This is a genomic window from Ovoidimarina sediminis (assembly GCF_032586175.1).
Classification (GTDB): domain Bacteria; phylum Pseudomonadota; class Alphaproteobacteria; order Rhodobacterales; family Rhodobacteraceae; genus Ovoidimarina; species Ovoidimarina sediminis.
Genome location: NZ_JAWHTE010000002.1, coordinates 102,661 through 128,230 on the forward strand (window position 1 = coordinate 102,661; position 25,570 = coordinate 128,230).

At 67.7% G+C, this 25,570-nt stretch carries 26 protein-coding genes; 14 read left to right on the forward strand and 12 right to left on the reverse strand.

Annotated elements, in window-relative coordinates:
• Positions 1-23: 23 nt before the first annotated feature.
• Together RXV90_RS03435 and hemH are read left to right on the forward strand one after the other, a co-directional pair.
• Complete coding sequence (locus tag RXV90_RS03435) at positions 24-890, forward strand: methyltransferase domain-containing protein (RefSeq protein ID WP_316646891.1); 867 nt, start codon at positions 24-26, stop codon at positions 888-890.
• Positions 891-953: 63 nt separating this feature from the next.
• Positions 954-2,033, forward strand: coding sequence for a ferrochelatase (hemH, locus tag RXV90_RS03440; RefSeq protein WP_316646892.1), 1,080 nt, complete (start codon positions 954-956; stop codon positions 2,031-2,033).
• An 87-nt stretch (positions 2,034-2,120) separates the two neighbouring features.
• Here hemH and RXV90_RS03445 read toward each other — a convergent pair whose 3' ends face one another.
• Together RXV90_RS03445 and RXV90_RS03450 are read right to left on the reverse strand one after the other, a co-directional pair.
• Entirely contained in the window at positions 2,121-2,303 is a 183-nt protein-coding gene (locus RXV90_RS03445; RefSeq protein ID WP_316646894.1) for a hypothetical protein, read from the reverse strand.
• 145 nt (positions 2,304-2,448) lie between these two features.
• Positions 2,449-3,054: a L,D-transpeptidase gene (locus RXV90_RS03450; RefSeq protein ID WP_316646895.1), complete on the reverse strand. Its 606-nt coding sequence runs from the start codon at positions 3,052-3,054 to the stop codon at positions 2,449-2,451.
• Positions 3,055-3,224: 170 nt separating this feature from the next.
• Here RXV90_RS03450 and dalA point away from each other — a divergent pair, with 170 nt between their 5' ends.
• On the forward strand, positions 3,225-3,746 hold the full coding sequence (gene dalA, locus RXV90_RS03455) for a divisome-associated lipoprotein DalA (RefSeq protein ID WP_316646896.1): 522 nt from the start codon (positions 3,225-3,227) through the stop codon (positions 3,744-3,746).
• 72 nt (positions 3,747-3,818) lie between these two features.
• On the opposite strand, the gene tspO is transcribed toward dalA, so the two are convergent.
• Genes tspO through RXV90_RS03470 form a run of 3 tightly spaced genes read right to left on the reverse strand, consistent with a single transcriptional unit; the run spans position 3,819 to position 6,913 of the window.
• Positions 3,819-4,286, reverse strand: a complete 468-nt coding sequence (gene tspO / locus RXV90_RS03460; RefSeq protein ID WP_316646897.1) for a tryptophan-rich sensory protein TspO — start codon at positions 4,284-4,286, stop codon at positions 3,819-3,821.
• 6 nt (positions 4,287-4,292) lie between these two features.
• Complete coding sequence (gene crtB, locus RXV90_RS03465) at positions 4,293-5,339, reverse strand: 15-cis-phytoene synthase (RefSeq protein ID WP_316646899.1); 1,047 nt, start codon at positions 5,337-5,339, stop codon at positions 4,293-4,295.
• A complete protein-coding gene (locus RXV90_RS03470) occupies positions 5,336-6,913 on the reverse strand; it encodes a phytoene desaturase (RefSeq protein WP_316646900.1) in 1,578 nt (525 codons plus the stop codon). The genes crtB and RXV90_RS03470 overlap by 4 nt, the downstream gene beginning before the upstream one ends.
• A 123-nt stretch (positions 6,914-7,036) precedes the next feature.
• On the opposite strand from RXV90_RS03470, the gene crtA reads away from it, so the two are divergent.
• Genes crtA through lpxK form a run of 7 tightly spaced genes read left to right on the forward strand, consistent with a single transcriptional unit; the run spans position 7,037 to position 13,764 of the window.
• Entirely contained in the window at positions 7,037-7,750 is a 714-nt protein-coding gene (gene crtA, locus RXV90_RS03475; RefSeq protein ID WP_316646901.1) for a spheroidene monooxygenase, read from the forward strand.
• On the forward strand, positions 7,747-8,772 hold the full coding sequence (bchI, locus tag RXV90_RS03480) for a magnesium chelatase ATPase subunit I (protein WP_316646902.1): 1,026 nt from the start codon (positions 7,747-7,749) through the stop codon (positions 8,770-8,772). The genes crtA and bchI overlap by 4 nt, the downstream gene beginning before the upstream one ends.
• Positions 8,772-10,454 (forward strand): magnesium chelatase subunit D, encoded by a 1,683-nt coding sequence (locus RXV90_RS03485; protein WP_316646903.1) that lies wholly within the window; start codon positions 8,772-8,774, stop codon positions 10,452-10,454. The genes bchI and RXV90_RS03485 overlap by 1 nt, the downstream gene beginning before the upstream one ends.
• Before the next feature lie 2 nt (positions 10,455-10,456).
• On the forward strand, positions 10,457-11,353 hold the full coding sequence (gene bchO, locus RXV90_RS03490; protein WP_316646906.1) for an alpha/beta fold hydrolase BchO: 897 nt from the start codon (positions 10,457-10,459) through the stop codon (positions 11,351-11,353).
• A 46-nt stretch (positions 11,354-11,399) separates the two neighbouring features.
• Positions 11,400-11,645, forward strand: a complete 246-nt coding sequence (locus RXV90_RS03495) for a DUF4170 domain-containing protein (RefSeq protein ID WP_316646907.1) — start codon at positions 11,400-11,402, stop codon at positions 11,643-11,645.
• Positions 11,642-12,775 carry a 3-deoxy-D-manno-octulosonic acid transferase gene (locus RXV90_RS03500; protein WP_316646908.1) on the forward strand — a complete coding sequence of 378 codons (1,134 nt, stop codon included), beginning with the start codon at positions 11,642-11,644 and terminating at the stop codon, positions 12,773-12,775. The genes RXV90_RS03495 and RXV90_RS03500 overlap by 4 nt, the downstream gene beginning before the upstream one ends.
• On the forward strand, positions 12,775-13,764 hold the full coding sequence (gene lpxK, locus RXV90_RS03505) for a tetraacyldisaccharide 4'-kinase (RefSeq protein ID WP_316646909.1): 990 nt from the start codon (positions 12,775-12,777) through the stop codon (positions 13,762-13,764). The genes RXV90_RS03500 and lpxK overlap by 1 nt, the downstream gene beginning before the upstream one ends.
• Here the strand turns inward: lpxK and RXV90_RS03510 are convergent.
• Genes RXV90_RS03510 through RXV90_RS03520 form a run of 3 tightly spaced genes read right to left on the reverse strand, consistent with a single transcriptional unit; the run spans position 13,748 to position 16,099 of the window.
• A complete protein-coding gene (locus RXV90_RS03510; protein WP_316646910.1) occupies positions 13,748-14,893 on the reverse strand; it encodes a CaiB/BaiF CoA transferase family protein in 1,146 nt (381 codons plus the stop codon). The genes lpxK and RXV90_RS03510 overlap by 17 nt on opposite strands.
• Complete coding sequence (locus RXV90_RS03515) at positions 14,893-15,561, reverse strand: DsbA family protein (RefSeq protein WP_316646912.1); 669 nt, start codon at positions 15,559-15,561, stop codon at positions 14,893-14,895. Before RXV90_RS03515 ends, RXV90_RS03510 begins: the two co-directional genes overlap by 1 nt.
• Before the next feature lie 13 nt (positions 15,562-15,574).
• Positions 15,575-16,099, reverse strand: coding sequence for a DUF721 domain-containing protein (locus RXV90_RS03520; protein WP_316646913.1), 525 nt, complete (start codon positions 16,097-16,099; stop codon positions 15,575-15,577).
• 83 nt (positions 16,100-16,182) lie between these two features.
• On the opposite strand from RXV90_RS03520, the gene mutY reads away from it, so the two are divergent.
• Complete coding sequence (gene mutY / locus RXV90_RS03525) at positions 16,183-17,244, forward strand: A/G-specific adenine glycosylase (protein ID WP_316646915.1); 1,062 nt, start codon at positions 16,183-16,185, stop codon at positions 17,242-17,244.
• A gap of 32 nt (positions 17,245-17,276) precedes the next feature.
• On the forward strand, positions 17,277-18,395 hold the full coding sequence (locus RXV90_RS03530) for an alkane 1-monooxygenase (RefSeq protein ID WP_316646916.1): 1,119 nt from the start codon (positions 17,277-17,279) through the stop codon (positions 18,393-18,395).
• A gap of 2 nt (positions 18,396-18,397) precedes the next feature.
• Here RXV90_RS03530 and tdh read toward each other — a convergent pair whose 3' ends face one another.
• From tdh to RXV90_RS03545, 3 genes are read right to left on the reverse strand one after another with little or no spacing between them, the layout of a single operon-like run.
• Complete coding sequence (gene tdh, locus RXV90_RS03535) at positions 18,398-19,426, reverse strand: L-threonine 3-dehydrogenase (RefSeq protein ID WP_316647162.1); 1,029 nt, start codon at positions 19,424-19,426, stop codon at positions 18,398-18,400.
• A gap of 11 nt (positions 19,427-19,437) precedes the next feature.
• Entirely contained in the window at positions 19,438-20,040 is a 603-nt protein-coding gene (locus tag RXV90_RS03540) for a class I SAM-dependent methyltransferase (RefSeq protein ID WP_316646917.1), read from the reverse strand.
• A complete protein-coding gene (locus RXV90_RS03545; RefSeq protein WP_316646918.1) occupies positions 20,037-21,221 on the reverse strand; it encodes a glycine C-acetyltransferase in 1,185 nt (394 codons plus the stop codon). The genes RXV90_RS03540 and RXV90_RS03545 overlap by 4 nt, the downstream gene beginning before the upstream one ends.
• Before the next feature lie 96 nt (positions 21,222-21,317).
• On the opposite strand from RXV90_RS03545, the gene RXV90_RS03550 reads away from it, so the two are divergent.
• Positions 21,318-22,496, forward strand: a complete 1,179-nt coding sequence (locus RXV90_RS03550) for an acetyl-CoA C-acyltransferase family protein (RefSeq protein WP_316646919.1) — start codon at positions 21,318-21,320, stop codon at positions 22,494-22,496.
• A 70-nt stretch (positions 22,497-22,566) separates the two neighbouring features.
• Positions 22,567-24,711 carry an ATP-binding protein gene (locus tag RXV90_RS03555; protein WP_316646920.1) on the forward strand — a complete coding sequence of 715 codons (2,145 nt, stop codon included), beginning with the start codon at positions 22,567-22,569 and terminating at the stop codon, positions 24,709-24,711.
• Positions 24,712-24,728: 17 nt separating this feature from the next.
• Here RXV90_RS03555 and yaaA read toward each other — a convergent pair whose 3' ends face one another.
• Entirely contained in the window at positions 24,729-25,517 is a 789-nt protein-coding gene (gene yaaA, locus RXV90_RS03560; RefSeq protein ID WP_316646921.1) for a peroxide stress protein YaaA, read from the reverse strand.
• Positions 25,518-25,570 lie beyond the last annotated feature (53 nt).

Genomic DNA, 25,570 nt, shown 5'->3' on the forward strand with positions numbered 1-25,570 from the left:
CCCCCCGCACTAGGGTCCGCGCCATGACCAACGCCCCGCTCACCGACCGAAAGGCCCTCGACAGCCACCGCCGCCGCGCCCGCCGCGCGCAGGGGCAGGATGTCTTCCTGCACACCCGGGTCCGGGACGAGATCGAGGAAAGGCTCGCTGCGGTTAACAAAACGTTTACGGCGCCGGCCATCGTGACACCCTATCCCGATCTCTGGGAAGGCGCGCGGCCCGGCGCGCGCTGCATCCCCGACACCGAACTCCTCGATCTCGCGCCCGGCGCGCATGATCTCGCGATCCATGCGCTCGCCCTCCACTGGGCCGACGATCCCGTGGGCCAGCTCATCCAGCTTCGCCGCGCGCTCCGCCCAGACGGGCTCTGCCTCGCCGCGCTGTTCGCCGGGCAGACGTTGCAGGAACTCCGCCGCGTGCTGGCAGAGGCCGAAACCGCCCTCCGCGGCGGCCTCTCCCCCCGAATCGCGCCGATGGGCGAGATCCGCGATCTGGGCGCGCTCCTTCAGCGGGCGGGCTTCGCGCTTCCCGTCGCCGATGCCGAAACCCTCACCGTCACCTATCGCGACCTGCCTCATCTCCTGCATGACCTGCGCGGGATGGGAGAGACGAACGCCCTGGCCGCCCGCGACCGGCGGCCCCTCAGCCGCGCCATTCTGGCCCATGCAACCGCGCTTTACGCCGAACACTTCCCGGCCCCCGGAGGCGGCATTACGGCGACGTTCGAAATCGTCTTTCTCACCGGCTGGGCCCCCGACGACAGCCAACCCAAACCCCTCCGTCCCGGCAGCGCGGCACAACGGCTCGCCGACGCGCTCGGCACCGAGGAACGCAACACGGGCGATCCCGCCCGCCCCGATGCCCGCCCCGGTTCCAGCGCCGGTGATTGACGCCGCATCCTATCCCTCTATGTAGACACCCACGTTTTCCACCCTTATTCCGCGAAGGCCGATATGTTCGACGCTGAAACGACGAAGCCCGTGACAGACACCGCCAAACACCTGCCCGCGGATCATCCGCCCCTGCCAAAGCGCCGCATCGGCATTCTCGTGGGCAATCTCGGCACGCCGGACAATTACGATTACTGGTCGATGCGCCGCTACCTGAACGAGTTTCTCTCCGATCGCCGCGTCATCGACTACTCGCCCTGGATCTGGCAGCCGCTCCTGCAGGCCGTCATCCTGACGAAGCGTCCCTTCTCGTCCGGCGCGGCCTACAAGTCGATCTGGAACCACGACAAGGGCGAAAGCCCCCTGATGACGATCACCAAGGCGCAGACCGAGAAGATCCGCGCCGCGCTCACCGAACGCTACGGCGACGAGGTGACCGTCGATTTCTGCATGCGCTACGGCAACCCGTCCACCAAGTCGAAGGTGCAGGAACTCACTGCCCAGGGCTGCCGCCAGATCCTGTTCTTCCCGCTCTACCCGCAATACGCGGGCGCGACGACGGCCACGGCGATCGACGAATTCTTCCGCTCGCTCCTGGATGAGAAATGGCAGCCCACGGTGCGCACCGTCCCCGCCTATTTCGACCGGCCGGCCTATATCGAGGCGCTCGCCCAGTCCGTCGAACGCGCCTATGCGGAGCTTGATGAACGCCCCGACGTGCTCGTCGCCTCCTATCACGGCGTGCCGAAGCGCTACCTGATGGAAGGCGATCCCTACCATTGCCAGTGCCAGAAAACCTCGCGCCTCCTGCGCGAACGCCTGGGCTGGCCGGAAACGGAAATCGTGACGACGTTCCAGTCCCGCTTCGGGCCCGAAGAGTGGCTGAAGCCCTACACGGTCGAAGAGGTCGCGCGCCTCGCCGAGACAGGCAAGAAGAAGATCGCGGTCATCGCGCCCGCCTTCTCGGCCGACTGCATCGAGACGCTGGAAGAGATCAACGAAGAGATCCGCGAAAGCTTCGAAGAGGCGGGCGGCGAAAGTTTCACCTACATTCCCTGCCTCAACGATGACGACGCCCACATCGCGGCGCTCGTCGAGGCGATCGAGGATAATCTCGTGGGCTGGGTCACCCCGGCCGCCTGATCGCGGCACCCCAAGTGTCGGCAAAGAAAAACGGGCGGTGGCATCAACCACCGCCCGTTTTTTCATGTCAGTCCGGTTCGGACCCGATCAGTTAGCCGCAACCGCGCCGATGATCAGAAGAAGCAGCATCGGAACGACGATGTCGCCGCCCGAGGATCCGCTGGCTTCCTCGACAATCACTTCCGGCTCCATCACCGGAGCGTCCATGCTGCCCGCCGAAGCGGTGGTGGCAGCAGCGGCAAACGCGGCCGCAACAAAGATATTCTTCATGGATGTCCTCCATAGTTATCTACCGGCATACCCAGAGCAGACGCGTCAGCCGGCGTTACCGCACCTTGACCGCTGCTCTTTCCAGAACGCGGCTGAGTCGGCAATGGTTCCAATGATTTCGTGGTGCCGTGGCGCCACATTGTCGTCAAATTAGCAACACCTGGGTGCCATTTTTCGTCAGGCTGAAAAGTTCGGCAATGTGCTCATTGTACAACCCGATACAGCCGTTCGACGACCGGCGCCCGATCTTGCGCGTGTCGTGCGTGCCGTGGATCCGGTAATAGGTCCAGGACAGGTACAGCGCATGGGTGCCAAGCGGATTGTCCGGCCCCGGCGGCACGTAATCGGGCCATTCGGGGTTGCGCTTCTTCATCGAGGGCGTCGGCCGCCAGTCGGGGCCCACGACCTTGCGCACGATCTTCGTCCGGCCCCGCCGCGTCAGGTCCTCGGTCATCGGCACGCTGGTGGGGTAAAGCTTGTAAACGCTCTCGTCCGCGCTCCAGAAATGCAGCGCGCGCGAAGAGATATCGACAAGCACCGCCCCGTTCCTGAGGTTCGAGAAGTAAGGCTGCCAATCCTGTGCGCGAAATCCCGAAGCATTCCTCCGAACCGGGCCCATCGGGGCCCAGTCGGGTGCCACCTCGGCCTCGTATTCGGTGCTGTTCACCTGGGCGATCGCGGGGGTCGCAAGGCCGATCGCGGCGGTGCCCAGAAACGCCCGGCGGCTCAGCGCTGTCAGTTTCTTTTCCATGTCACATCCTTCAAAGGCTGCGGGTTCGGATCGCGGCGAAGTGTATCAAACAGCGTCGCGCCCGCAACGCCAACGCCAGACGACGCGCAAGGTTTCGCGCGCAGTGTTTGAAAGGGGCAACCGAACCGGCTAAGACCGGCGCTGAGGCAAGTTTTTCCAGAAGGCAATCGATGCGTATCTTTCTGCCCTATCTCGTCCTGTCCGCGCTGGCGGTTCTTACCGCCTGTTCTCCTTCCGAAATCCGCGGCCCCCAGATCGGGCCAGACGGGCTTCCGCTTCCGACCGTCTACAAGATCCGGGCGAGCGACGAGGACGATATCAAGATCAGGATGCTCGATTCCGTAAATGCGCTTCGCCGTGCGGCGGGTGTGGGCGAGGTTACAATGGATGCCCGCCTCAACGCCGCTGCCGCCACCCATGCCCGCGACATGGCGCTCCAGAACCGGCCCTGGCATTTCGGTTCGAACCTCGCGTCGCCGATCGACCGCGTGGCCCGCACCGGATATGACGGGTACTTCGTGGGCGAGGCCATCTCGGAAACCTATGAGAATGAGACCGAGACGCTGTCGGCCTGGATGAGCGAGGATTACACCCGTTCGTTGCTCCTCGATTCCCGCGCCACCCGCATGGGCTTCGACTGGTTCCAGGAAGAGAACGGCAAGCTTTGGTGGACGCTCGTCCTGGGCTCCTGACCAGGGCTTCATGTGGCCCTGAAATATCCTGGGGAGCCGCCCGGTACGGGCGGCGGGGCAGAGCCCCGTCTCTCACGCTGCGGATGATGCGCCCGGGTTCCGCTTCCAGACCGACCAGTTGAGCGCTCCGGCCACGGTGACCCAGGCGAGGTACGGCACGAACATCACCCCCGCCCAGACATCGATCCGCCAGAACGCGATCAGCGTCGCCGCCACGGCAGCCCAGAGCGCCAGCAAGACGACGAACCCCGCCCCCATCCGGCGCAACCCGAAGAAAACCGGGGTCCAGAGCGTGTTGAGCGCGATCTGCACCGCGAAGAAGGCGAAGGCATAGGCGTTCGCCTCGGCCACCGCCACGCGCGCCGCCGCCGCCGCGATCAGCAGGTAAAGCGTCGTCCAGGCCACCGGAAACAGCCAGTTGGGCGGGGTCCAGGGCGGTTTGTCGAGCTTCTCGTACCAGTCCCCGGGCGGAAAGATCGCACCGGTGGTGCCCGCCGCGAAGCAGGCTGCAAGAAAGATGGCAAAAAGGATCCAGTCCATACCGCCTCAGATCGCCTGCGCGTGGTCCGGCTCAAGTCCCGCCGACCGGTCCCGCGCCTCAAGCTGCGCCAGAACGCCCAGCAACGCCCCCGACCGGCCTTCGCCCCACGGATTGGTCGCGGGCAGATCCCGCGCCGCCGCGTCGACCAGAAACCGCGTTTCCCGAAGCGGATCGGCATAGATCGTCGCGGGCAGCGCCGACACCATCGTCAGCGCGCTCCGCATGATCGAAACGCCCAGCCAGCCGATCTTCTGCGCCCGGTAGGTCCGCGCCCGATAGGAAATCGTGTCATACCCGTTCCGCGAAATCGCCCCGCCGATCCCGGCATAGATGTGCCGTGCGGCGAAGATCCCGGGCCGCGCCGCCTTCGGCAAAAGCCCGATCCCCGGTTCGGCGCGGTAGTAAAGCCGGTCCGCATCCCTCAGAAGCCGCCGCACGAGGCCCCGGATCTCGGGGCCCGGAAGCGGATCGGCGAAGAACGCCTCGGGCGCCACCCCGATCTCCTCCATCCACTGAAGCGGCAGGTAAAGCCGCCGCTCGCGGGCATCCTCGCCCACGTCGCGCGCGATATTCGTCAGCTGCATGGCGACGCCCAGGTCGCAGGCCCGCGACAGCGCATTCCTGTCCCGCACCTTCATCAGCACGGTCATCATCGCGCCCACCGCCGCCGCCACCCGGGCCGAATAATCGTAAAGCTCGCTCAGGGTTTCGTACTGCCGGCCCATCGCATCCCAGGCGAGGCCTTCGAGCAGTGCCTCGGGCAGGGCCCGCGGCATCTCGAACTCCTCGACGACGCGGGCAAAGGCCCGGTCCGACGGCGCATCCAGCGGCCGCCCGGCATAGATCAGGTCAAGCCGGTCCCTCAGCCCCAGAACGGCGCGCGGCTTCGCGTCGTTCAGATCCACCGCGTCATCGGCCAGCCGGCAGAAGGCGTATAACGCCAGGGCCGGGTCGCGCACCGTCGCCGGCAAAAGTTTCGAGGCCGCGTGGAAACTCAGCGATCCATGCCGGATCGCCTCCTTGCAATGGGCCAGATCGCGCTCTGCTGTCATTCGGCGGCCACCTTCGTTTCGTCCACCCGCTCCGCCGGGATCACCGGGTTCGCATCGGGCACAAGCTGCGCCAGAACCTCGGCGCTGCCCACCACGCCGGGAAGCCCGGCACCGGGATGGGTGCCCGCACCCACAAGGTAAAGGCCCTTCGCCTCCTCGCTCACATTGTGCGGGCGGAACCAGGCCGACTGGAAGATCCGCGGTTCGATCGAAAACCCGCAGCCGTGGGGCGACAGGTAGCGGTCGCGGAAATCCTCGGGCGTCAGCACCACGTTCGCCGTCAGGTGATCGCCGAGACCGGGCAAGAGGTTGGCCTCCAGCTCCGCCTGAACAGCCTGCCGGTAGCGCTCCGCCTCGCGGCTCCAGTCGACCGGGTCGTCGAAGCCCAGATGCGGCACGGGTGACAGGGCATAGAACGTATCGCCCCCCTCCGGCGCGACGCCGGGATCGGTCACGCTGGGGCGGTGCACATAAAGGCTCATGTCCTTCGAAAGCTTGCCCTTCAGGAAGATGTCGTTGACGAGGCCCTTGTAGCGCGGCCCGTTCAGGATCGTGTGGTGCCCCACATCGGGCCACATCTCCCGGGTGCCCTTCGTTCCGAAATACCAGACGAAAAGGCCCATCGACCACCGGCTGCGCTTCAGTCTCGCGCCCGTCCAGCGCCGCCGCGCATGGTTTCTCAGAAGCCGGTCATAGGTGTGGCCCGCATCGGCATTCGACACGACGACATCCGCCGCAATCACCTCGCCCGACGCCAGCCGCACGCCCCGCGCCCGGCCGCTGTCGATCAGGATCTCGTCAACCTCGGCCTCCATCCGCAGAAGCCCGCCCTGTTCGCGCACGACATTCGCCATCGCCTCCGCGATCGCCGCCACGCCGCCCATGGCGTAATGCACGCCGAATTCCTTCTCGAGGTGGCTGACGAGGATGTACATCGACGTCACGTGGAACGGATCGCCCCCGATGAACAGCGGGTGAAACGACAACGCCATTCTCAAGCGCTCGTCCTTCACCCGCCGCGCGGCATGGCCGTAAACCGACCGGTCCGCCCTGAGCCAGGCGAAGGTCGGCAGAACCTTGATCAGTTCCCAAAGCTCGTTCATCGGGCGGCGGCCCAGATCCTCGAACCCGAATTCATAGCGCCGTTCGCTGTCTTTCAGGAACCGGTCATAGCCCTTCACATCGCCCGGAGAGAGCCGCGCCACCTCCGCCCGCATCGCCTCGGTCGATTGCCGCGCGGTGAAGTGCGAGCCATCGGGCCAGCGGATCTCGTAGAACGGGTCGAGCGCGCGCAGATCCACATCCGCATCGAAGGATCGCCCGCAGGCCGCCCAAAGCTCGCGAAACACCTGCGGCACCGTCACGATGGTCGGCCCCAGATCGAACCGGTGCCCGTCCTTCCAGATCGCCGAACCCCGCCCGCCGGGCACATCGAGCCGGTCGATCACGGTAACGCGGTATCCCTTCGCCCCGAGCCGCATCGCCGCCGCAAGCCCGCCAAGCCCGGCGCCGACGACGACCGCGTGATCGCGATGCCCGAAGGCCACCGATCGCTCTCCCAGAGACTGCAGCATTCGCAAGCCCAATCTGTCCAATTCAATTGACAGTATGTTCTGATAAGTCACTGTGCGTCAACAAAGCATGCTTTGAATTCCGATGCGTATGTGTAAATATAAGTTGACACCAACGGGAGCCGAGTGATTCAGACCGTCAGCATCAGCTTCTTCCGCTTTCCTTCCGCCGCCGCCCGTCTCTGGGTGCTCGGCCAGATGGGCGCGGCCCGGCTCGACTTTCGCCGCATGCGCGAGGCCGGGTTCTTCAAGCTGTGCGGCTCCGGCAAGGGCGAAGGCTTCCTGCCGGTTCCGAACACGGCGGTCTGGGCGATTCTCGCCACCTGGCCCGATGCCGATACCGCCCGCGACCGCGTGAACGCCGCCCCGGTCTACCGCCGCTGGCGCAGCCACGCTTCGGAAAGCTGGACAGTCTATCTCAGCGCCACCTCGGCGCGCGGCGCATGGTCGGGCGTCACCCCCTTCGAGGTTGGCGACGCACCCACAGACGGGCCCATCGCCGCGCTCACCCGCGCCACCGTCCGGCCAAAGGCGATCGCCGGCTTCTGGGGCCGCGTGCCGCAGATCGACGTCGTGATCGGGGCCGACCCCAACGTGCTGTTCAAGATCGGGATCGGCGAGTTGCCCTGGCTCCACCAGGTCACCTTCTCGATCTGGCCCGATCTCAAGACCATGCACGATTTCGCCCGCGCCGACGGCCCCCACGCACTGGCCATCCGCGCGGTGCGCGAACACGGCTGGTTCCGCGAAGAACTCTACGCCCGCTTCACCGTCCTCGGGCACGAGGGTCTGTGGAACGGCAAAGCCCCGCTTCAAGGGTCCGAAAGGATTGCCGCATGACGAAACCCTATCCCTTCTCCGCCATCGTCGGGCAGGAGGAAATGACCCTGGCCATGGTGATGACCGCGATCGATCCCGGGATCGGCGGCGTGCTCGTCTTCGGCGATCGCGGAACAGGCAAATCCACCGCCGTCCGGGGCCTCGCCGCCCTCCTCCCGCCGATCCGCCAGGTGGCCGACTGCCCGGTGAACTCGGCCCGCGTCGAGGATTGCCCCGACTGGGCCGAAGTTCCCCTAAAGCGCATCGTCAAGAAACCCACCCCGGTGATCGACCTGCCGCTCGGCGTAACCGAAGACAGGGTGACGGGCGCGCTCGACATCGAAAAGGCGCTGACCCGGGGGCAGAAGGCCTTCGAACCCGGGCTCCTCGCGCGCGCCAACCGCGGCTATCTCTACATCGACGAGGTGAACCTCCTCGAAGATCACATCGTCGATCTTCTGCTCGACGTCGCCCAGTCGGGCGAAAACCTCGTCGAACGCGAGGGTCTGTCGATCCGCCACCCGGCACGCTTCGTGCTCGTGGGCTCCGGCAACCCCGAAGAAGGCGAACTCCGGCCCCAGCTTCTTGACCGGTTCGGGCTTTCCGTCGAAGTCACCTCGCCGCGCGATATCGCCCAGCGCGTCGAAGTGATCCGCCGCCGCCAGGCCTACGAGGCCGACCGCGAGGGCTTCGTCAGGAAATGGGGCCGCCGCGACGCGCGGCTCAGAAGCAAGATCCTTGCCGCGCGCGACAGCCTCGCAGGCGTCGGCACCCCCGATCAGGCGCTCACCGACTGTGCAGAGCTTTGCCTTGCCCTCGGCTCCGACGGGCTCAGGGGCGAACTCACGCTGCTCCGGGCCGCCCGCGCGCTCGCGGCCTTCGAAGGCCGCGACAGCGTGACCCGCGCCGATCTGCGCAAGGCCGCGCCCATGGCGCTCCGCCACCGGCTTCGCCGCGATCCGCTCGACGAGGCCGGCTCTGGCCAGCGGGTGATGCGTGCGGTTCAGGATCTCTTCGGCAGCTTTCAGACCGCGGCCGAGTGATGGATGCCCGGGCGCTTGCCCCAGACCGGCTCGCTGGCCTCGCGCTCGCGCTCCATGCCATCGACCCCCAGGGCACCGGCGCCCTGTGGATCCGGGGCCGCGCCGGTCCCCTGCGCGACCGTGTTCTGACCCTCATCCACCGCGGAACACCGCACGCCCGCAAGATCGGGATCGAGATCAGCGACGAAGCTCTGTTCGGCGGCATCGACCTGTCGCAAACCCTGAGCCGGAACACCGTCGTCCGCATGCCGGGGTTGATGGAACGGACCAATGCACTGATCCTCGCCTCCGCCGAACGCTGCCCTGCCCGCCTCGGCGCGCATCTTTCGGCAGCAACCGACCGGGGCGCGCACAGCCTTGTCCTTCTCGACGAAGGCGCCTCGAGCGAAGAACAACCACCCGAAAGCCTTCTCGAACGCGCGGGCCTCTTCCTGTCACTCGACGGCTGGCGCGAAGTCACGCCCGTCGACCTGCCCGCAGACGGCGATGCCATCGCCCGGGCCCGCCGGCTTTGCGGCACGGTCACGATCACCGAGGATCAGGCCGCCGGCCTCGTCGAGGCCGCGGCGGGGCTTGGCATCGCCTCGCTGCGTGCACCGCTCTTCGCCATCGCCGCCGCCCGCGCCTCCGCCGCCCTCTTCGGCCGCCGCGCCGTCGATCGGGAGGATCTCGAATACGCCGCCGCGCTCGTCTTCGGCCACAAGGCAACCGTCCTGCCGCAAGACATGACAGAACCCGAAGCCGAAGCCGAACCAGAAACACGCGACGCCGAGGCAGACACGCAGGAGGATCGCGCGGGCGAAGACAATATCCCCGCCGAACTGCTTCTTCAGGCAGCCCGCGCGGCACTGACCGGCGAGGTTCTGTCGCTCTTGCGCGGCAACCAGAAACGCGCCCGCCAGGCATCCGGCGCCGGCGCAGGCTCGAAAACCCAGTCGAACCGGCGCGGCCGCCCGCTCCCGCCCCGCGCGGGCCACCCCGACAGCCAGCGCCGGGTCGATCTTGCCGCCACCCTGCGCACAGCCGCGCCGTGGCAGCCGATGCGCCAGGCCGCAACCGGCGAGACGGATCGCCTTCATATCCGCGCCTCCGATCTCAGGCTGAAACGCTACGAGGAAACCTCCGACCGCGTGCTGATCTTCGCGGTCGATGCCTCGGGCTCGCAGGCGCTTGCCCGGCTGGCCGAGGCGAAGGGTGCGGTCGAAATCCTGCTGTCCGAGGCCTATGCCCGCCGCGATCACGTGGCGCTCATCGCCTTCCGCGGCGACGGGGCCGAGATGCTGCTGCCCCCCACCCGCTCGCTGGTGCAGACGAAGCGCCGGCTGAGTGCGCTGCCGGGCGGCGGCGGCACGCCGCTCGCGGCGGGTCTCTCCATGGCCGCCGATACGGCAGACAGGGCGCGCGCCCAGGGCATGACGCCTTCGCTGATCCTCCTTACCGACGGACGCGCCAATATCGCGCTCGATGGCACGGCGAACCGCGCGGCAGCGGCGGCGGATGCCGAAAGGATCTGCCGCGCCATCGCCGCGCGCGGCACCGATACGCTGATCATCGACACCGGGATGCGGCCCAGCCGGCAGCTCGAAACCCTCGCCCCCCTGATCGACGGCACCTATATCGCGCTGCCCCGGGCGGATGCCCAGCGCCTCTCCGCCGCGGTGGCCGAAGCGCTCGGGGACTGACGGTGGACTGGGCGCGCGACAAGGCGATCTGGCCCAATTCGGCCCATTCCCGCTTTGTCGACGTGCGCCCGCACCGCTGGCATGTGCAGGAGGCGGGCAAGGGCCCGACGGTCCTTCTCCTTCACGGCGCCGGCGGGGCGACCCAAAGCTGGCGGGGGCTCTTCCCGCTCCTCGCGGAACGCTACCATGTCGTCGCCCCCGATCTGCCCGGGCAGGGCTTCACCCGCATCGGCCGCCGATTGCGCTGCGGCCTCGGCCCGATGGCCGAAGACGTGGCCGCGCTCTGCCGCCACGAAGGATGGGCGCCGGATGCCATCATCGGGCACTCCGCCGGTGCCGTCCTCGCCCTCGAGCTCACCCGCCACCTCGCGCCCCGCGCCATCGTCGGGCTGAACGCCGCACTCGGAAAATTCGAGGGCGTCGCGGGCTGGCTCTTCCCCCTCATGGCGAAGTTCATGGCGGTGAACCCGGTCATCCCCCCGCTTCTCGCGCGCATGGCGGGCGGCGAGAACCGGGCGCGCGAACTCCTCGCCTCCACCGGCTCGGCGATCGATGACGAGGGCGTCGCCCTCTATCACCGGCTGATGACCGACAGCGGGCATATCGACGGCACCCTCACCATGATGGCGCAATGGAAGATCGACGGGCTTCTGGCCCGCCTGCCGGGCATCGAAACCCCGACGCTCCTGATCGCCGGGGCCAGGGACGAAACGGTGCCCCCCAAAACCTCCGAACGCGCCGCCGCCCGCCTGCCGCACGGCACATATCGCTGCCTCGACGGCCTTGGCCACCTCGCCCATGAAGAGGCACCGGCCCTTATTTTCGACGAGATCACGCACTTTCTCGATCCGATCCTCGAAGGCCGGTCCGCCGCCACGCCCGCGCTTTACGGCTCCTGACGCATTCCCTAGTCTCCGCCGCAGGTTCAGTTTCGCGGAGTGCCCCATGACCCAGCGCCTTCACCTCGTCTTCGGCGGAGAGCTTGTCGATCCCGGCTCCACCGAGTTCGTCAATGCCGACGATATCCATATCGTCGGCATCTTCCCGAACTACGCGGCCGCCTATGACGCATGGAAAAGCGAGGCCCAGCGCACCGTCGACGACGCCCACACACGCTATTTCATCGCCCACCTGCACCGGCTGCGCGAGGAAGGGGCAGAGACGTCCAGCACCGAAGAACTCGGCGGGTGACAGGCGGGGGCCAACGCCTCTGGGTCAATATCGGCAGCGGCATGCAGGCCAATGCCCTGACCGCCCTGTTCGATCGCCTGACCGAAGATCACCCGGGGCTCGAGATCACCGTCACCGCACCGCGCAGCTTCGACGCGCGGGATGCACTCGACCGCAAGGCCCGGGTCCAGACCCGCCCGGTCGACATCCGCCAGATCTTCGACCGCTACGTGGACGAGACGAAACCGGATGTCGCCGTCTTCGCCGGCGGCGATCTTGTGTTGAGCGCGGTGCCGGCCTGCCGCGAACGCGGGATCCCCGTTATCCTCCTGTCCGCCCGGCTTCAGGACAGCGCGGGACTGCGCCAGAAATGGTCGGAATTCCGGATGCGCGCGCGGATGCGGATGTTCAGCCACGTCCTCGCCGCGACCGAAGGCGACGCGGCCCGGTTTCGCGCCGTCACCGGGCCCGAATCCCGCGTCGAGGTACTGGGCGAGCTGGGCGTCCTCGCCGATCCCCCACCCTACGACCAGGTGGAATACGACGCGCTCGCGGGGATGATCGCCGGGCGCCCGGCCTGGTCCGCCGTCGCCGTCCGGGCCGACGAGATCGCGGCCATCGAAACCGCCCAGCGCGAGGCGAGCCGCCTCTCGCACCGCCTGCTGCTGATCGCCGAACCCTCCCTACCTTCGGATGGCCCCCGCTTCGTGGAAGAGCTTGCGCGCCAGGGATGGACGGCGGCGCTTCGCTCCGAAGGCGCCGATCCCGAGGAAGAGGTTCAGATCCTGGTCGCCGACCTGCCCGGTGAACGCGGGCTCTGGTACCGCCTCGCCCCGATCACCTTCCTGGGCTCCAGCCTCGCGCCCCCGGCCGGGCCGATCAATCCGTTCGAGGCCGCCGCCCTGGGCTCCGCCATCATCCACGGCGAAGAGATGGCGGTGACCGAGGAAACCGGCCGCCTCCGCAACGCCGGGGCAAGCCGCATAGTCCGGTCCGGAACAGAGCTTGGAGAAGCGCTCGTGCTCCTGTTGTCCCCCGACCGCTGCGCGCGCCAGGCCCACCGGGCGTGGGAGGTCACTTCCGCCGGGCTCGAGGCCGCCGAACGCGCGGCAGAGGTGATCGGCAGTTATCTCGAACGGGCCCCGGCCTGATGCGCGCGCCCCGCTTCTGGAACCGCCCGACTCCGGGCTGGCAGGCCCATCTTCTGGCACCGCTCGCCGCGCTCTATGCCCGCGCCACGGCGGCGCGCGTGGCGCGCGCCCCGGATCTCGTGCCCGATCGCCCGGTGATCTGCCTCGGCAACCTGAACGCGGGCGGCACCGGCAAGACGCCGTCGGTCATCGCGCTGGCCGAAATGCTGAAGGCCTCGGGCACCGAACCCGCCATCGTCTCGCGCGGGTATGGCGGCACACTCGAAGGGCCGGCAAGGGTCGATCCCACCCGCCACTCTGCGGCAGAGGTCGGGGACGAACCGCTCCTGATCGCCGCCTTCGCCCCGGTCTGGGTCGCCCGGAATCGGGCAGAGGGGGTGCGCGCGGCGCTCGCCGAAGGCGCACCCCTCGTCATCCTCGACGATGGCCACCAGAACCCCGCGGTCGCCAAGGCGCTGTCGGTTGTCGTGGTCGACGCCGCCGTGGGTTTCGGCAACGGGTGCGTGATCCCCGCAGGCCCCTTGCGCGAACCCGTATCGGCCGGGCTCAACCGCGCCGATGCCGTCCTGTCGATCGGTCCGCCCGAGGCGCAGGCGGCGTTCCGGCAGCGCTGGGGTGCGGAAATCCCCGGCCCGCTCCTCACCGCATCGCTCCAACCCCTGCAAACCGGCCTGCCGCTTGCGGGCCTCCGCGTCCTCGCCTTCGCCGGGATCGGGCGGCCCGAAAAATTCTTCGACACGCTTCGCCGCGAACGGGCCGAGATCCTGCGCGCCGTGCCTCTCGGCGATCATCAGCCCCTGACCGAGGGCCTCATGCGCCGCCTCGAACACGACGCGTCCAGCACCGGCGCACAGCTCGTGACCACCGAAAAAGACGCGGTGCGTCTGCCGAAATCCTTCCGTCAGAAGGTGATGACGGTGCCCGTCCGCCTTGTCTTCGACGATCCCGCGGCCGTCCGCGCACTGCTCGAGGCTACGCTTTCCGGCTGATCTCCTCGCGGATTTCCGCCCCGTGCTCGTCCAGCTTGGGCGAGGCGCGCCCGATCGCAAGCTCCGCCTCCGAGAAGGTGAAGGGCGACCGCACGGTCGGCACCCCGTCCACGTCCATCCGCATACCGCGCGCCACCACCTGCGGGTCCGCGAACACGTCCGCCATGTCGTTGATCGGCCCCGCCGGCACGCCCTCCGCCTCGCAGGCGGTCAGAAGCGCATCGCGTCCGAAGGTCAGCGTCGCCGCCGTCAGCCGCGCGGTCATCTCCGCCCGGTGCGCGATCCGGTCGGCATTGGTCAGGTACTCGGGCGCCGTCGCCATCTCGTCGAGGCCGAGGATCTTGCACAACCGCCGGTACTGCGCGTCGTTGCCGGTCGCGATGATGATCCACCCGTCCTTGCAATCGAACACCTGGTAGGGCGTCAGGTTCTGATGCGCGTTCCCGATCCGCTCGGGCGCGACCCCGGTGGTCAGGTAGTTCAGCGCCTGGTTCGCCGTGATCGCCGTCGCCACGTCGAGAAGCGACATGTCGATATGCTGCCCCCGCCCCGTTTCGTCCCGCTGCCTGAGAGCCGCGAGGATGGCGGTGGTGGCATAAAGCCCGGTGAAGATATCCGTCACTGCCACACCCACCTTCTGAGGCTGGCCCACGGGATCGCCGGTGATCGACATCAGGCCCGACATGCCCTGGATGATGTAATCGTATCCCGCGCGGTGCGCATAGGGCCCGGTCTGACCGAACCCGGTGATCGAACAGTAGACGAGGCCGGGGTTGGCGGCGCGCAGGCTCTCGTAATCCAGCCCGAACTTCGCAAGGCCGCCCAGCTTGAAGTTCTCGATAAGAACATCCGCCTCGCCGATCAGCGTCTTCGCGACATCCAGGTCGCCCGCATCCTTCAGGTCGAGCGCGATCGAGCGCTTCCCCCGGTTGCAGCTGTGGAAATACGAGGCCGAGCGATCCCCCTCCCGCTCGATGAAGGGCGGGCCCCAGCGGCGGGTGTCGTCGCCCTCGGGGCTTTCGATCTTGATGACATCCGCGCCGAGGTCGGAAAGCGTCTGGCCGGCCCAGGGGCCGGCCAGGATACGCGCCAGTTCGACGACTTTGAGGCCCTTCAGAGGGGCGGTCATCACCCGCCAAGCGCGGCGTCGATCAGCCGCTTCACTTCGGGATAATTGTTGCCCGAAACCTTCTCGCCATTGATCAGGAACGAGGGCGTGGAACTGACGTCGTCCGCCGTCGCGTTCTCCTGGTAAACCGCCACCATCGCCTGCGCCATATCGGCATCCGACAGGCAGGCGGTGATCGCCTCTTCCTCAAGCCCCGCGGTCCGGCCCAGGCGGCGAAGCTCCCCGGCGATGCCCGCCGGGTCGCCACTGGCAAGCCATTCGCGCTGGTTCTGGTACAGCAGATCCGCGATCCCGAAATACCGCTCTTCCCCGCCGCAGCGGGCCAGCATCCCGGCCCACAGGCCATAGCGGTCGAAATACACTTCGCGGTAGATGAAGTTGATCTTGCCGGTATCGATGTACTCGGCCTTCATCCGCTTGAATTCATTGGCATGGAACGCCCCGCAATGGGGGCAGGTGAACGAGGCGTATTCCACCACCGTTACCGGCGCATCGGGGTTGCCGAGGGTCATCTCGGCCACCATCGAGGTGTCGACATCGCCCGCTTCCTGCGCACTCACCGCGCCAAGATCGACGCCAGGCAGGCCCGCAGGCCGGTTGCTGTTCCAGATGAAGACGCCGAGCGCGCCAAATGCGGCGACGGCAACGATCAGAAGAAGACGGTTCATAGGCGTACCTGTGTTACGAGTTGTCTCTGGAATGTATGTTCGCGCCCAAAAGCGCAAGGGCCCGCTTGAGCCCGGGGTCGGTGACGTCGGCGGTTTCCTCCGCGGCGCGGGCCTGATCGGCCTTGGACGGCATCCGCGTTTTCGCGGGCTTTGGCGCGTGCGCAAACTCCGCCTGCCCTTCGGAAAACCCCGTCGGCGCAGTCTGCGTGATCCGGATGCGCGAGATCGCGGCATAGCCGTAGCAGGCGTTGATCCGCTCCCTCAGCGCCTCTTTCTGCATCTCCACCATCGGCGCCTCGGCCCCGGTGGTCAGAAGCGTCAGGGTCGCGCCAAGGCCGCTTCGGCCATAGGTGATGTTTACAGGGCGGGTGCGCCCGGCCAGATCCGGGCCCGCGATCTCGTCCCAATGGGTCAGCACGCGCGAAACGGCAAAGCCCCGCGCCTCTCCGGCAGTGCGGATATCCTTCGAGACAAGCGCGGCCGCACGGCGAAAGCCGCGCGTTCCCTCGCGTCGCGAATTGCCCGTCTGGCCGGTCATGCGTTTCCCATTCTCTGCCCGGCGCTATTGTAAGGGTCGGCACAGGCCAGACCAGCGTAATCGGACGGGAAGGATCATAAAGATTGTGTGAGGACCGCGCAGCAAGGGAACTTCTCCACTGGTACGACCGCCACGCCCGCGCCCTACCCTGGCGCGTCGGCCCGGCAGATCGCGCGGCAGGCCACACCCCCGATCCCTACCGCGTGTGGCTGAGCGAGATCATGCTCCAGCAAACCACCGTCGCGGCGGTGAAAGGCTATTTCGAACGGTTCACGACGCTGTGGCCCACCGTCGGCGCGCTCGCGGCGGCGCCCGACGAGCAGGTCATGGGTGAATGGGCGGGCCTCGGCTATTACGCCCGCGCCCGGAACCTCCTGAAATGCGCCCGCGCGGTCCTGGCCGATCACGGCGGTGTCTTCCCCGATACGCGCGAGGCGCTTCTCACCCTGCCCGGCATAGGCCCCTACACGGCAGCGGCGATCGCCTCGATTGCCTTCGACCGGCCCGAAACCGTGGTCGACGGGAATGTCGAACGGGTCATGGCCCGGTTGCACGATCACGACACGCCGCTACCCGCCGCGAAACCCGCGCTCACCGCCTTCGCCGCCGCCCTCACCCCCGAAGAACGCCCGGGCGACTACGCCCAGGCGGTGATGGATCTGGGCGCGACGATCTGCACGCTCCGCTCGCCCGCCTGCGGGATCTGCCCCTGGATGGATCGCTGCGCGGCCCGCGCCTCGGGCCGGGCGGCAGATCTGCCCCGGAAAACCCCCAAGGCCGCCAAGCCCGTGCGCCTCGGCTACATCTACGTCGGCCGCCGGGCCGATGGCGCCTGGCTCCTCGAACGGCGCCCCGGCAAGGGGCTTCTCGGCGGCATGCTGGGCTGGCCCGGGTCGGATTGGTCCGGCGCCCCGGCAGAGGCCCCGCCCACCGACGCCCGCCACTGGCGCGATGGCGGCGCGGAGGTGCGCCACACCTTCACCCATTTTCACCTGCGCCTCGCCCTTCGGATTGCCGAGTTGCCCGTCGATACCGCCCCGGACCGGGGGGAATTCCTGCCGCAACACGCCTTCCGCCCCTCCGACCTGCCAACCGTCATGCGCAAGGCCTTCGATCTCGCATCCCCGCAGCTTGCCGGCGATTGAGCAGCGCCCCGCCCTGTCGTAGCCTGCGCCCCATGACCACGGCCACCGCGACACCGAAACCCGCAAGCCTCGGCGACGCCCTGCCCTTCTGGGCCTCGGCGGCACTCCTGCCGGTCCTCGCGCTCTCGGCCACGCTGGGCGGGCTCGCGATCTTCCTCGTTCCGATGACGACCTGGGGCTTCTTCACGATCCTCGATCTTCTGACTGGCGAGGATCGCTCGAACATCGATCCCGACACGCCCGAGGCGCGGCTTGCCTGGTACCTGCGGATCACCCGCCTCTGGCCCTGGCTCCAGCTTGCCGCACTCCTGGCGCTTCTCGCCTATGTCCCCGCCGCCCCGCACCTTTCGATGATCGAGAAATTCGGCGTCTTCTTCGGCATGGGCATCCTCGCGGGCACCATCGGCATCGTCTATGCGCACGAACTGATGCACAAACCGGGCCGCGCCGACCGGTGGCGCGCCGATATCCTGCTGGCCTCCGTCCTCTACGGGCATTTCCGCACCGAACACATGCTCGTCCACCACCGCCATGTGGGCACCCCGCGTGATCCGGTCACGGCCCCCTACGGCGAGGGCTTCCACGCCTTCTTCGCCCGCGTCCTGCCGGGCTGCTTCCGCTCCGCCCTCCGCGCCGAACGGGAAAGGCTGGCGCGAAAGGGCCTCCCCGCCACCCACATCTCGAACCCGTTCTGGCGCTACGCCGCCCTCGCGGTCGCCATGATCGCCCTCGCGATCATTCTCGGCGGCTGGCTCGGCCTCGCGCTATTTCTCTTTCAGGCCCTCGTCGCGATCTGGCAGCTCGAACTCGTCAACTACGTTGAACATTACGGGCTTACCCGGCAAACCCTGCCCGACGGTCGCTATGAACCCGTCGCCCCCCGGCACAGCTGGAACGCGACGCACCGGGGTTCGAACTGGCTTCTGATCAACCTCCAGCGCCACGCCGATCACCACGCCAAACCCGCGCGCCCCTTCCCGCTTCTGCAGGCGGGCTCCCCCGAGGAAGGCCCCGAACTTCCCTATGGCTACCCGGTGATGACGACGGCTGCGCTGGTCCCGCCGCTCTGGCGGCGGATCATGCACCCCCGCGTCAAACGCTGGCGCAAACGCTTCTATCCCGACATCACCGACTGGCCCGCCCGCGCCTGATCTCAGGTCCAGTCCAGCACGATCTTCCCCGAAGACCCGGCCCGCATCGTCTCGAACCCTTCGCGAAAATCGTCCACCTTGAAGCGATGCGTGATCACCTCCCGCACGTCGAGCCCGTTCTCCAGCATCGCAATCATCTTGTACCAGGTCTCGAAGATCTCGCGCCCGTAGACGCCCTTGAGCGTGATCGCCTTGAAGACGATGCGGCTCCAGTCAACCGGCGATTTGCCGGGCGGAATGCCCAGAAGCGCGATCCGCCCGCCCATCACCAGCGCTTCGACCATCTGGTCGAGCGCGGCCTGGCTGCCCGACATCTCAAGGCCCACGTCGAACCCCTGCTTCATCCCGAGATCGCGGATCACCTCGCCCAGATCGCGCTCCCTTGGGTCGATCGCTTCCACATCCTTCACCACCCGCCGCGCCAGGGCCAAACGGTCGGCATTGAGATCGGTGATCACGATATGCCGCGCGCCCACATGCCGCGCGACGGCCGCCGCCATAATCCCGATCGGCCCGGCGCCGGTAATCAGCACGTCCTCGCCCACCAGATCGAAGGACAGGGCGGTGTGCACCGCATTCCCCAGCGGGTCGAGAATCGCCCCGATCTCGTCGTCGATCGCGTCCGGCAGGGGCACCACGTTGAACGCCGGCAGGCGCAGGTATTCCGCGAAGGCGCCGGGTTCGTTCACCCCAATGCCCCGGGTCGCCGGATCGAGGTGAAACTTCCCCGCCCGCGACTGGCGCGACTGCTTGCCGATCAGGTGGCCTTCGCCCGACACCCGCTGCCCGATCGTCAGATCTTCGACATTCCGGCCCATATCCACGATCTCGCCTGCGAATTCGTGGCCGGTGACCAGGGGCACCGGCACCGTCCGCGCGGCCCAGTCATCCCAGTTCCAGATGTGAATATCGGTGCCGCAGATCCCGGTCTTCCTGATCCGGATCAGAACGTCTTCGGGCCCGATCTCGGGCACCGGGCGATGTTCCATCCAAAGCCCGGGTTCGGGTTTCGCCTTCACCAGCGCCTTCATCTCGTTCTGCATCACGTGGCCTCCGGTTCAAGCACAAGCCATGTCCAGGTCACACCGGCGGCGATGTTTCCGGCCTGGTGCGACGGCGCTTCGGCCCGGTGCAGAAGCGTGAACCCCGCCGCCTCCGTGCGCTGAATTTCTCTGTCGGGATCAAGCGCGAAGGTTCCAAGTTCCGGCATTGCCGGGCCAAGCCTCAGCGACAGCACGGCCCGCCCGCCCGGGGCCAGAAGCGCGGCGATGCGTTCAAGCGCCGCGTTCCGCCCGCCGGACGGCACGTGGTGCCAGACGGCATTTCCCAGTACAAGGTCGAACGCGCCCTCGATCCCGTCGAGCCGCGGCAGCGCGGCGTCGATCACCACGATCCCCCGCTCCCGCCCGCGGATCGTCTCGCGAAACTCCTCCGTCGGCTCTGCCGCGGTTACGAGATAGCCACGATCGGCCAGCCACACCGCATCCCGGCCGGTACCCGCGCCGATATCTAGGATACGGGCGGGCGGCGGCGGCAGAAACGCCGCGACCGGGGCCAGCACATCCCCCGACCGGACGGCATCGTATTTGCGCCCCAGCTCCCGCGCGTGCTCGCGGTAGACGTCCAGTGCCGTCGCAGCGTTCATGAAATCGCTCCCACCTGTCGGCCCGCATCTTCGAAGGCCTGAAGCGCGGTTTCCAGATCCTGCCGCGACAAGGCGGCATTCATTTGCGTCCTGATCCGCGCCTGGCCCTTCGGCACGACCGGAAAGAAGAACCCGGCGACATAGACGCGGCGGGCGTAAAGCGCACTCGCCATGTCCTGGCTCAGCCGCGCATCCCCCAGCATCACCGGCACGATGGGGTGTTCGCCGGGCAGAAGCTCGAACCCCGCGGCCTGAAGCCCCGCACGCCAGAAATCTGCATTCTCGAACAGCCGCGCGCGCAGGTCGTCGCCATCGGCCACGATCCGCAGCGCCTCGAGCCCCGCGCCCACCACCGCAGGCGGCAGCGAGTTCGAGAAGAGGTAAGGCCGCGCCCGCTGCCGCAGAAGATCGATCACCGGCTGCGAGGCCGCCACATAACCCCCGATCGCCCCGCCCAGCGCCTTGCCCAGCGTGCCGGTCAGAACATCGGCCTTCACCCCGAAATGCGCGGGCGTGCCGGCGCCCTTCGGCCCCATGAACCCGGTCGCATGGCAATCGTCCACCATCAGAAGCGCGTCGTACCGATCCGCCAGCGCCCGGATCTCCGGCAGGTTCGCAAGGTATCCGTCCATCGAAAACACGCCATCGGTCGCGATCATCACGAAGCGCGCGCCGTCCGCACGCGCGGCCTTCAGCTGCGCTTCCAGATCGTCCATGTCGGAATTCGCATAACGATACCGCTTCGCCTTGCAGAGCCTTATGCCGTCGATGATCGAGGCATGGTTCAGCGCATCAGATACCACCGCGTCCTCGGGGCCCAGAAGCGGCTCGAACACGCCGCCATTCGCATCGAAACAGGCGGCGAAGAGAATCGCATCCTCCTGCCCCAGAAACGCCGCCAGCGCGCGCTCGAGCTCCCGGTGCAAGCCTTGTGTCCCGCAGATGAACCTGACCGACGCCATCCCGTAGCCATGCGCATCGATTGCCGCCTTCGCCGCCGCGGCCAGCCGGGGATCGTCGGCAAGGCCGAGATAGTTGTTCGCGCAGAGGTTCAGCATATCGTGCCCGGCCACCGTGACATGTGCGCCCTGCGGCCCGGTGATCTCGCGCTCCCGCTTCAGAAGCCCGTCCGCCTCGATCTCCCGCAGGGTGGTTTTGAGGTGTTCCGTGAAATCTCCCATAGGCCGCCTCCCGAAGCCGCAGCGTCATTTGCGCGGCCGCCTTGCAGCCGGCGCGCCGCCGCCTCAGACTGCGGCGGAAGTCCCAAGGAGGCAACCATGACCGACACCGTGATTCTTTCCGGCGCCCGCACAGCCATCGGCACCTTCGGCGGCGCCCTTGCCCAGACCCCGCCCATCACACTCGGCGCCATCGCCGCGAAGGCCGCGCTCGAACGCGGCGGCGTCGAGGGCGCGCAGATCGGCCATGTCGCCTATGGCCACGTCATCAACACGGAACCGCGCGACATGTACCTCTCGCGCGTCGCGGCGATGGAGGCGGGCGTGCCCGAAACCACGCCCGCGATGAACGTGAACCGGCTCTGCGGCTCGGGCGCACAGGCGCTCGTCTCCGTCATCCAGGCGATCGAACTTGGCGACGCGGAATTCGGCCTTGCGGGCGGCGCCGAAAGCATGAGCCGCTCGCCCTACATCCTGCCCCAGGCCCGCTGGGGCCAGAAGATGGGTGATGCCGGCGCCTCCGACATGATGCTGGGCGCGCTGAATTGCCCCTTCGGCACCGGGCATATGGGCGTGACGGCGGAAAACGTGGCGAAGGAACACGGCATCAGCCGCGAGGCGCAGGATGCCTTCGCGCTGGAAAGCCAGAACCGCGCCGCGGCGGCCATCGCCGGCGGCCGCTTCAAGGATCAGATCGTGCCCGTCGAAGTGCGCGTGAAGCGCGATACCGTGGCCTTCGACACCGACGAACACCCCAAGGCCACCGATGCCGCCGCCCTCGCCGGGCTGCGCACCGTGTTCCAGAAGGACGGCACGGTGACCGCAGGCAACGCCTCGGGCATCAATGACGGCGCGGCGGCGCTGGTGCTGGCCCATGCCGATGCGGCGGAAAAGGCGGGGCTCACACCCCGTGCCCGCATCCTCGGCTACGCCCATGCGGGCGTTCGGCCCGAGGTGATGGGGATCGGCCCGGTGCCCGCGGTCGAGAACCTCCTCGCCCGCACCGGCCTCTCGATAGACGATTTCGACCTCATCGAGTCGAACGAGGCCTTCGCGGCCCAGGCCCTCGCGGTCAACAAGGGCCTCGGCCTCGACCCGGCGAAGGTGAACCCGAACGGCGGCGCCATCGCGCTCGGCCACCCCGTCGGGGCCACCGGCGCGATCCTCGCCGTCAAGGCGCTCTACGAACTCGAACGCACCGGCGGCAAACGCGCGATCGTCACCATGTGCATCGGCGGGGGCCAGGGCATCGCCATCGCGATGGAACGCCTCGGCTGACGAACACGGTTAAGCGGTTCTTTACGGAACAGGCGCAATGTGACGGCGACTGGGATTGCCCGGAGCTGTCATGCTTGAAACCGACCGGATCACCGAGACGCTGCGCTCGCGCCTTGCCACCGAAAGCCTTCTGACCCAGCGCCAGAAGGAGCTTCTGGCCGCCAACACGCGCATCGCAGAACAGGCCCGCGCGCTGAGTGACGAGGTGATCGGCCATCGCGACGCCGCCGCCCGCGCCCGGCGCGAGGCCGAAACCCTGAAAGGCCGCAACCGCACAGCGCTGATGGATCTCAGGCGCGCGACCAGCCAGGTGCAGATGGCCGAACGCCGGCTCTGGGCCGCGCTGGAGACGATCGAAGACGGGTTCGCCGTCTTCGACCAGACGGGCGCGATCATCGCCGCCAACCACGCCTTCTTCCGCCCGTTTTCGGATATGGAAGGGATCGGCCTCGGCACCACCTATGGCGAACTGGTGGATATCGCTGCGGAAGAGGGGCTAATCGATCCCTCGCCCCACAGCCGCCGCGACTGGGCGGCCTGGATGAAGGCCCGGTGGGAGGCCCGGGTGATCGAGCCCGTCACCCTGCGCTTCTTCAACGACAGCTTCGTGAAACTTTCTGAACGGCGCACCGATGACGGCGATCTCGTCATGCTGGCGGTCAACATGACCGGCACGATGCGCCGCGAAAAGGCGCTCGAGGCCGCGCGCCACAGCGCCGAGGCCGCGAACCGCGCCAAATCCTCCTTCCTCGCGAACATGAGCCACGAAATCCGCACGCCTATGAACGGCGTCCTCGCCATGGCCGATCTGATGGCGGAAGGCACGCTGGACGAGGATCAGCGGCTTTGCCTCGACACGATCCGAAGCTCGGGCGAGGCGCTGCTCGTCATCATCAACGACGTGCTCGACTATTCCAAGATCGAGGCGAAGAAACTCACGCTGGTCGAAGAGCCCTTCGATCTCGAACGTACGGTGTCCGAGGTGATCACCCTGCTCCAGCCCGCGGCCCGCGAGAAAGGGCTGTCGCTCGTCGCCGATTACGACATGTTCCTGCCAACCTCCTTCATCGGCGACAAGGGCCGGGTGCGCCAGGTGCTTCTGAACCTCGTGGGCAATGCGGTGAAATTCACCGAAAGGGGCCACGTCCTTGTCCGCATCGTCGGGTTGCCGGAGGCGGAAGGCGGCCAGATGCGCCTGCATCTTACGGTCGAAGACACCGGCATCGGGATCGAGCCCGGGCAGAAGGAGCTTATCTTCGGCGAATTCAACCAGGCCGACGGCGCCTCCACCCGGCGCTATGACGGCACCGGCCTCGGCCTGTCGATCACCCATCGCCTGGTGCGGCTGATGGGGGGCGAGATCTGGCTTGATTCGACACCGGGCGAAGGCTCGGTCTTCGGGATCTGGTTGAAACTTCCCGTGGACAACCAGAAAAGCCCGAGCCCGGCAGATCTGTCGACAGAAGGGCGGCAGGTGCTCTTGATGGATTCCGACGTGGTCAGCCGCTCGATCCTGGCAAAACAACTCATGGCGCTCGGCTTCAGTGCGCCGCACACCCTGCCTTCGGGCCACCCGGTACGCCTCGCTGCGATCGGGCCCCGCGACGTTCTGGTCCGGGCCGAGGAAAGCGGGCCGGCGGGGCGCATCCGCGTGTCCGTCGGCCCCGGCGAGGACGGGCCGTCGGCCGACCTTCAGAAACCCGTTCTGCGCGACGATCTGGTGGCGGCGCTGGGCACGCTTCTCGCAGAACCCGCCGCACCCGCGCCGCCCGAACCGGTGGTGGAGGCGGAGGCGCCGCGCCGCGCCATGCGCGTTCTGGCGGCAGAAGACAACCGCACCAACCGCATCGTTCTGGAAAAGCTTCTGAAGACGCTCGATATCGATCTGGAAATCGTCGAAGACGGGCAGATCGCGCTCGAACGCTTCACCGCCGATCCCCCGGATCTCGTCTTCACCGACATTTCCATGCCCCGGATGGACGGTTTGGAAGCGGCGCGCCGGATTCGCGCGGCGGAAGAGGCCGCGGGCCTGCCGCGCACGCCGATCGTGGCGATGACGGCGCACGCGCTCGAGGAAACCGCGCGTGATATCGCGGCGGCCGGGATCAACCACTGCCTGACGAAGCCCCTGAAGAAAACGGCGCTGGTGGAACACATCCAGATGGCCTGCCCCGACGGGGCCCGCGCGCCCCTGCCCGAACCCGAACCGGCGTGACCGCGGGGCCGCGCCGCTCAGGCGGCCTTCGCGCCAGCCTCGGGATAGGGGCGGATGAAGACGGGCCGGTCGGGCTCTGACCGGTCCGGGTCAAGCCGGTACCCCCCGGTCTCGAACGCCGCGAGTTCGGCCGCGCGGCTCACCCGGTTCTCCACCACGAAGCGCGCAAGGGCCCCCCTCGCGCGTTTCGCAAAGAAGCTCACCGTCTTCGCCGTGCCGCCGCGCTCCTCGAGGAACACCGGCGTGATCACCCGGGGCATTAGAACGCCCGCATCCACGGCCCCGAAATATTCCTGGCTCGCACAGTTCAGAAGCACATCGCTCCCCGCCGCCTCGGCGGCGGCATTCAGCGCCTTCGCGATCCGGTCGCCCCAGAAATCGTAGAGCGACGCCCCCCGCCGCGTCTTCAGCCGGCTGCCCATCTCCAGCCGGTAGGCCTGGATTGCGTCGCCGGGGCGCAGAAGCCCGTAAAGCCCCGACAGGATCCAGAGCCGCCCGTCCGCCCAGCGGAGCGCATCCGCATCGAGCGTTTTCGCCTCAAGCCCCTGGTAGGTGTCGCCTGCGAACGCGAAGGCCGCCTGCCGCGTTTCGCCCGCCCCCGGCGCATCGGAAAAGGCGCGAAACCGGTCGCGGTTCAGCCGCGCCAGATCATCCGACAGCCCCATGAGACCCTTCAGGTTCGCCAGCGACAGCTGCCGTGCATGGCCCGCCAGCCGGTTCGCATCGGCCAGGAACGCAGGCTCCGTGCCGCCCGCCGGCGCCCCCTCCCAATCGAGCCGCTTCGCCGGGGAAATCACTGTCAGCATCGCCTCACCCTCTCATTCGTCTGCCGGATCACCTAGGTGGCGCCGCCCGGGCC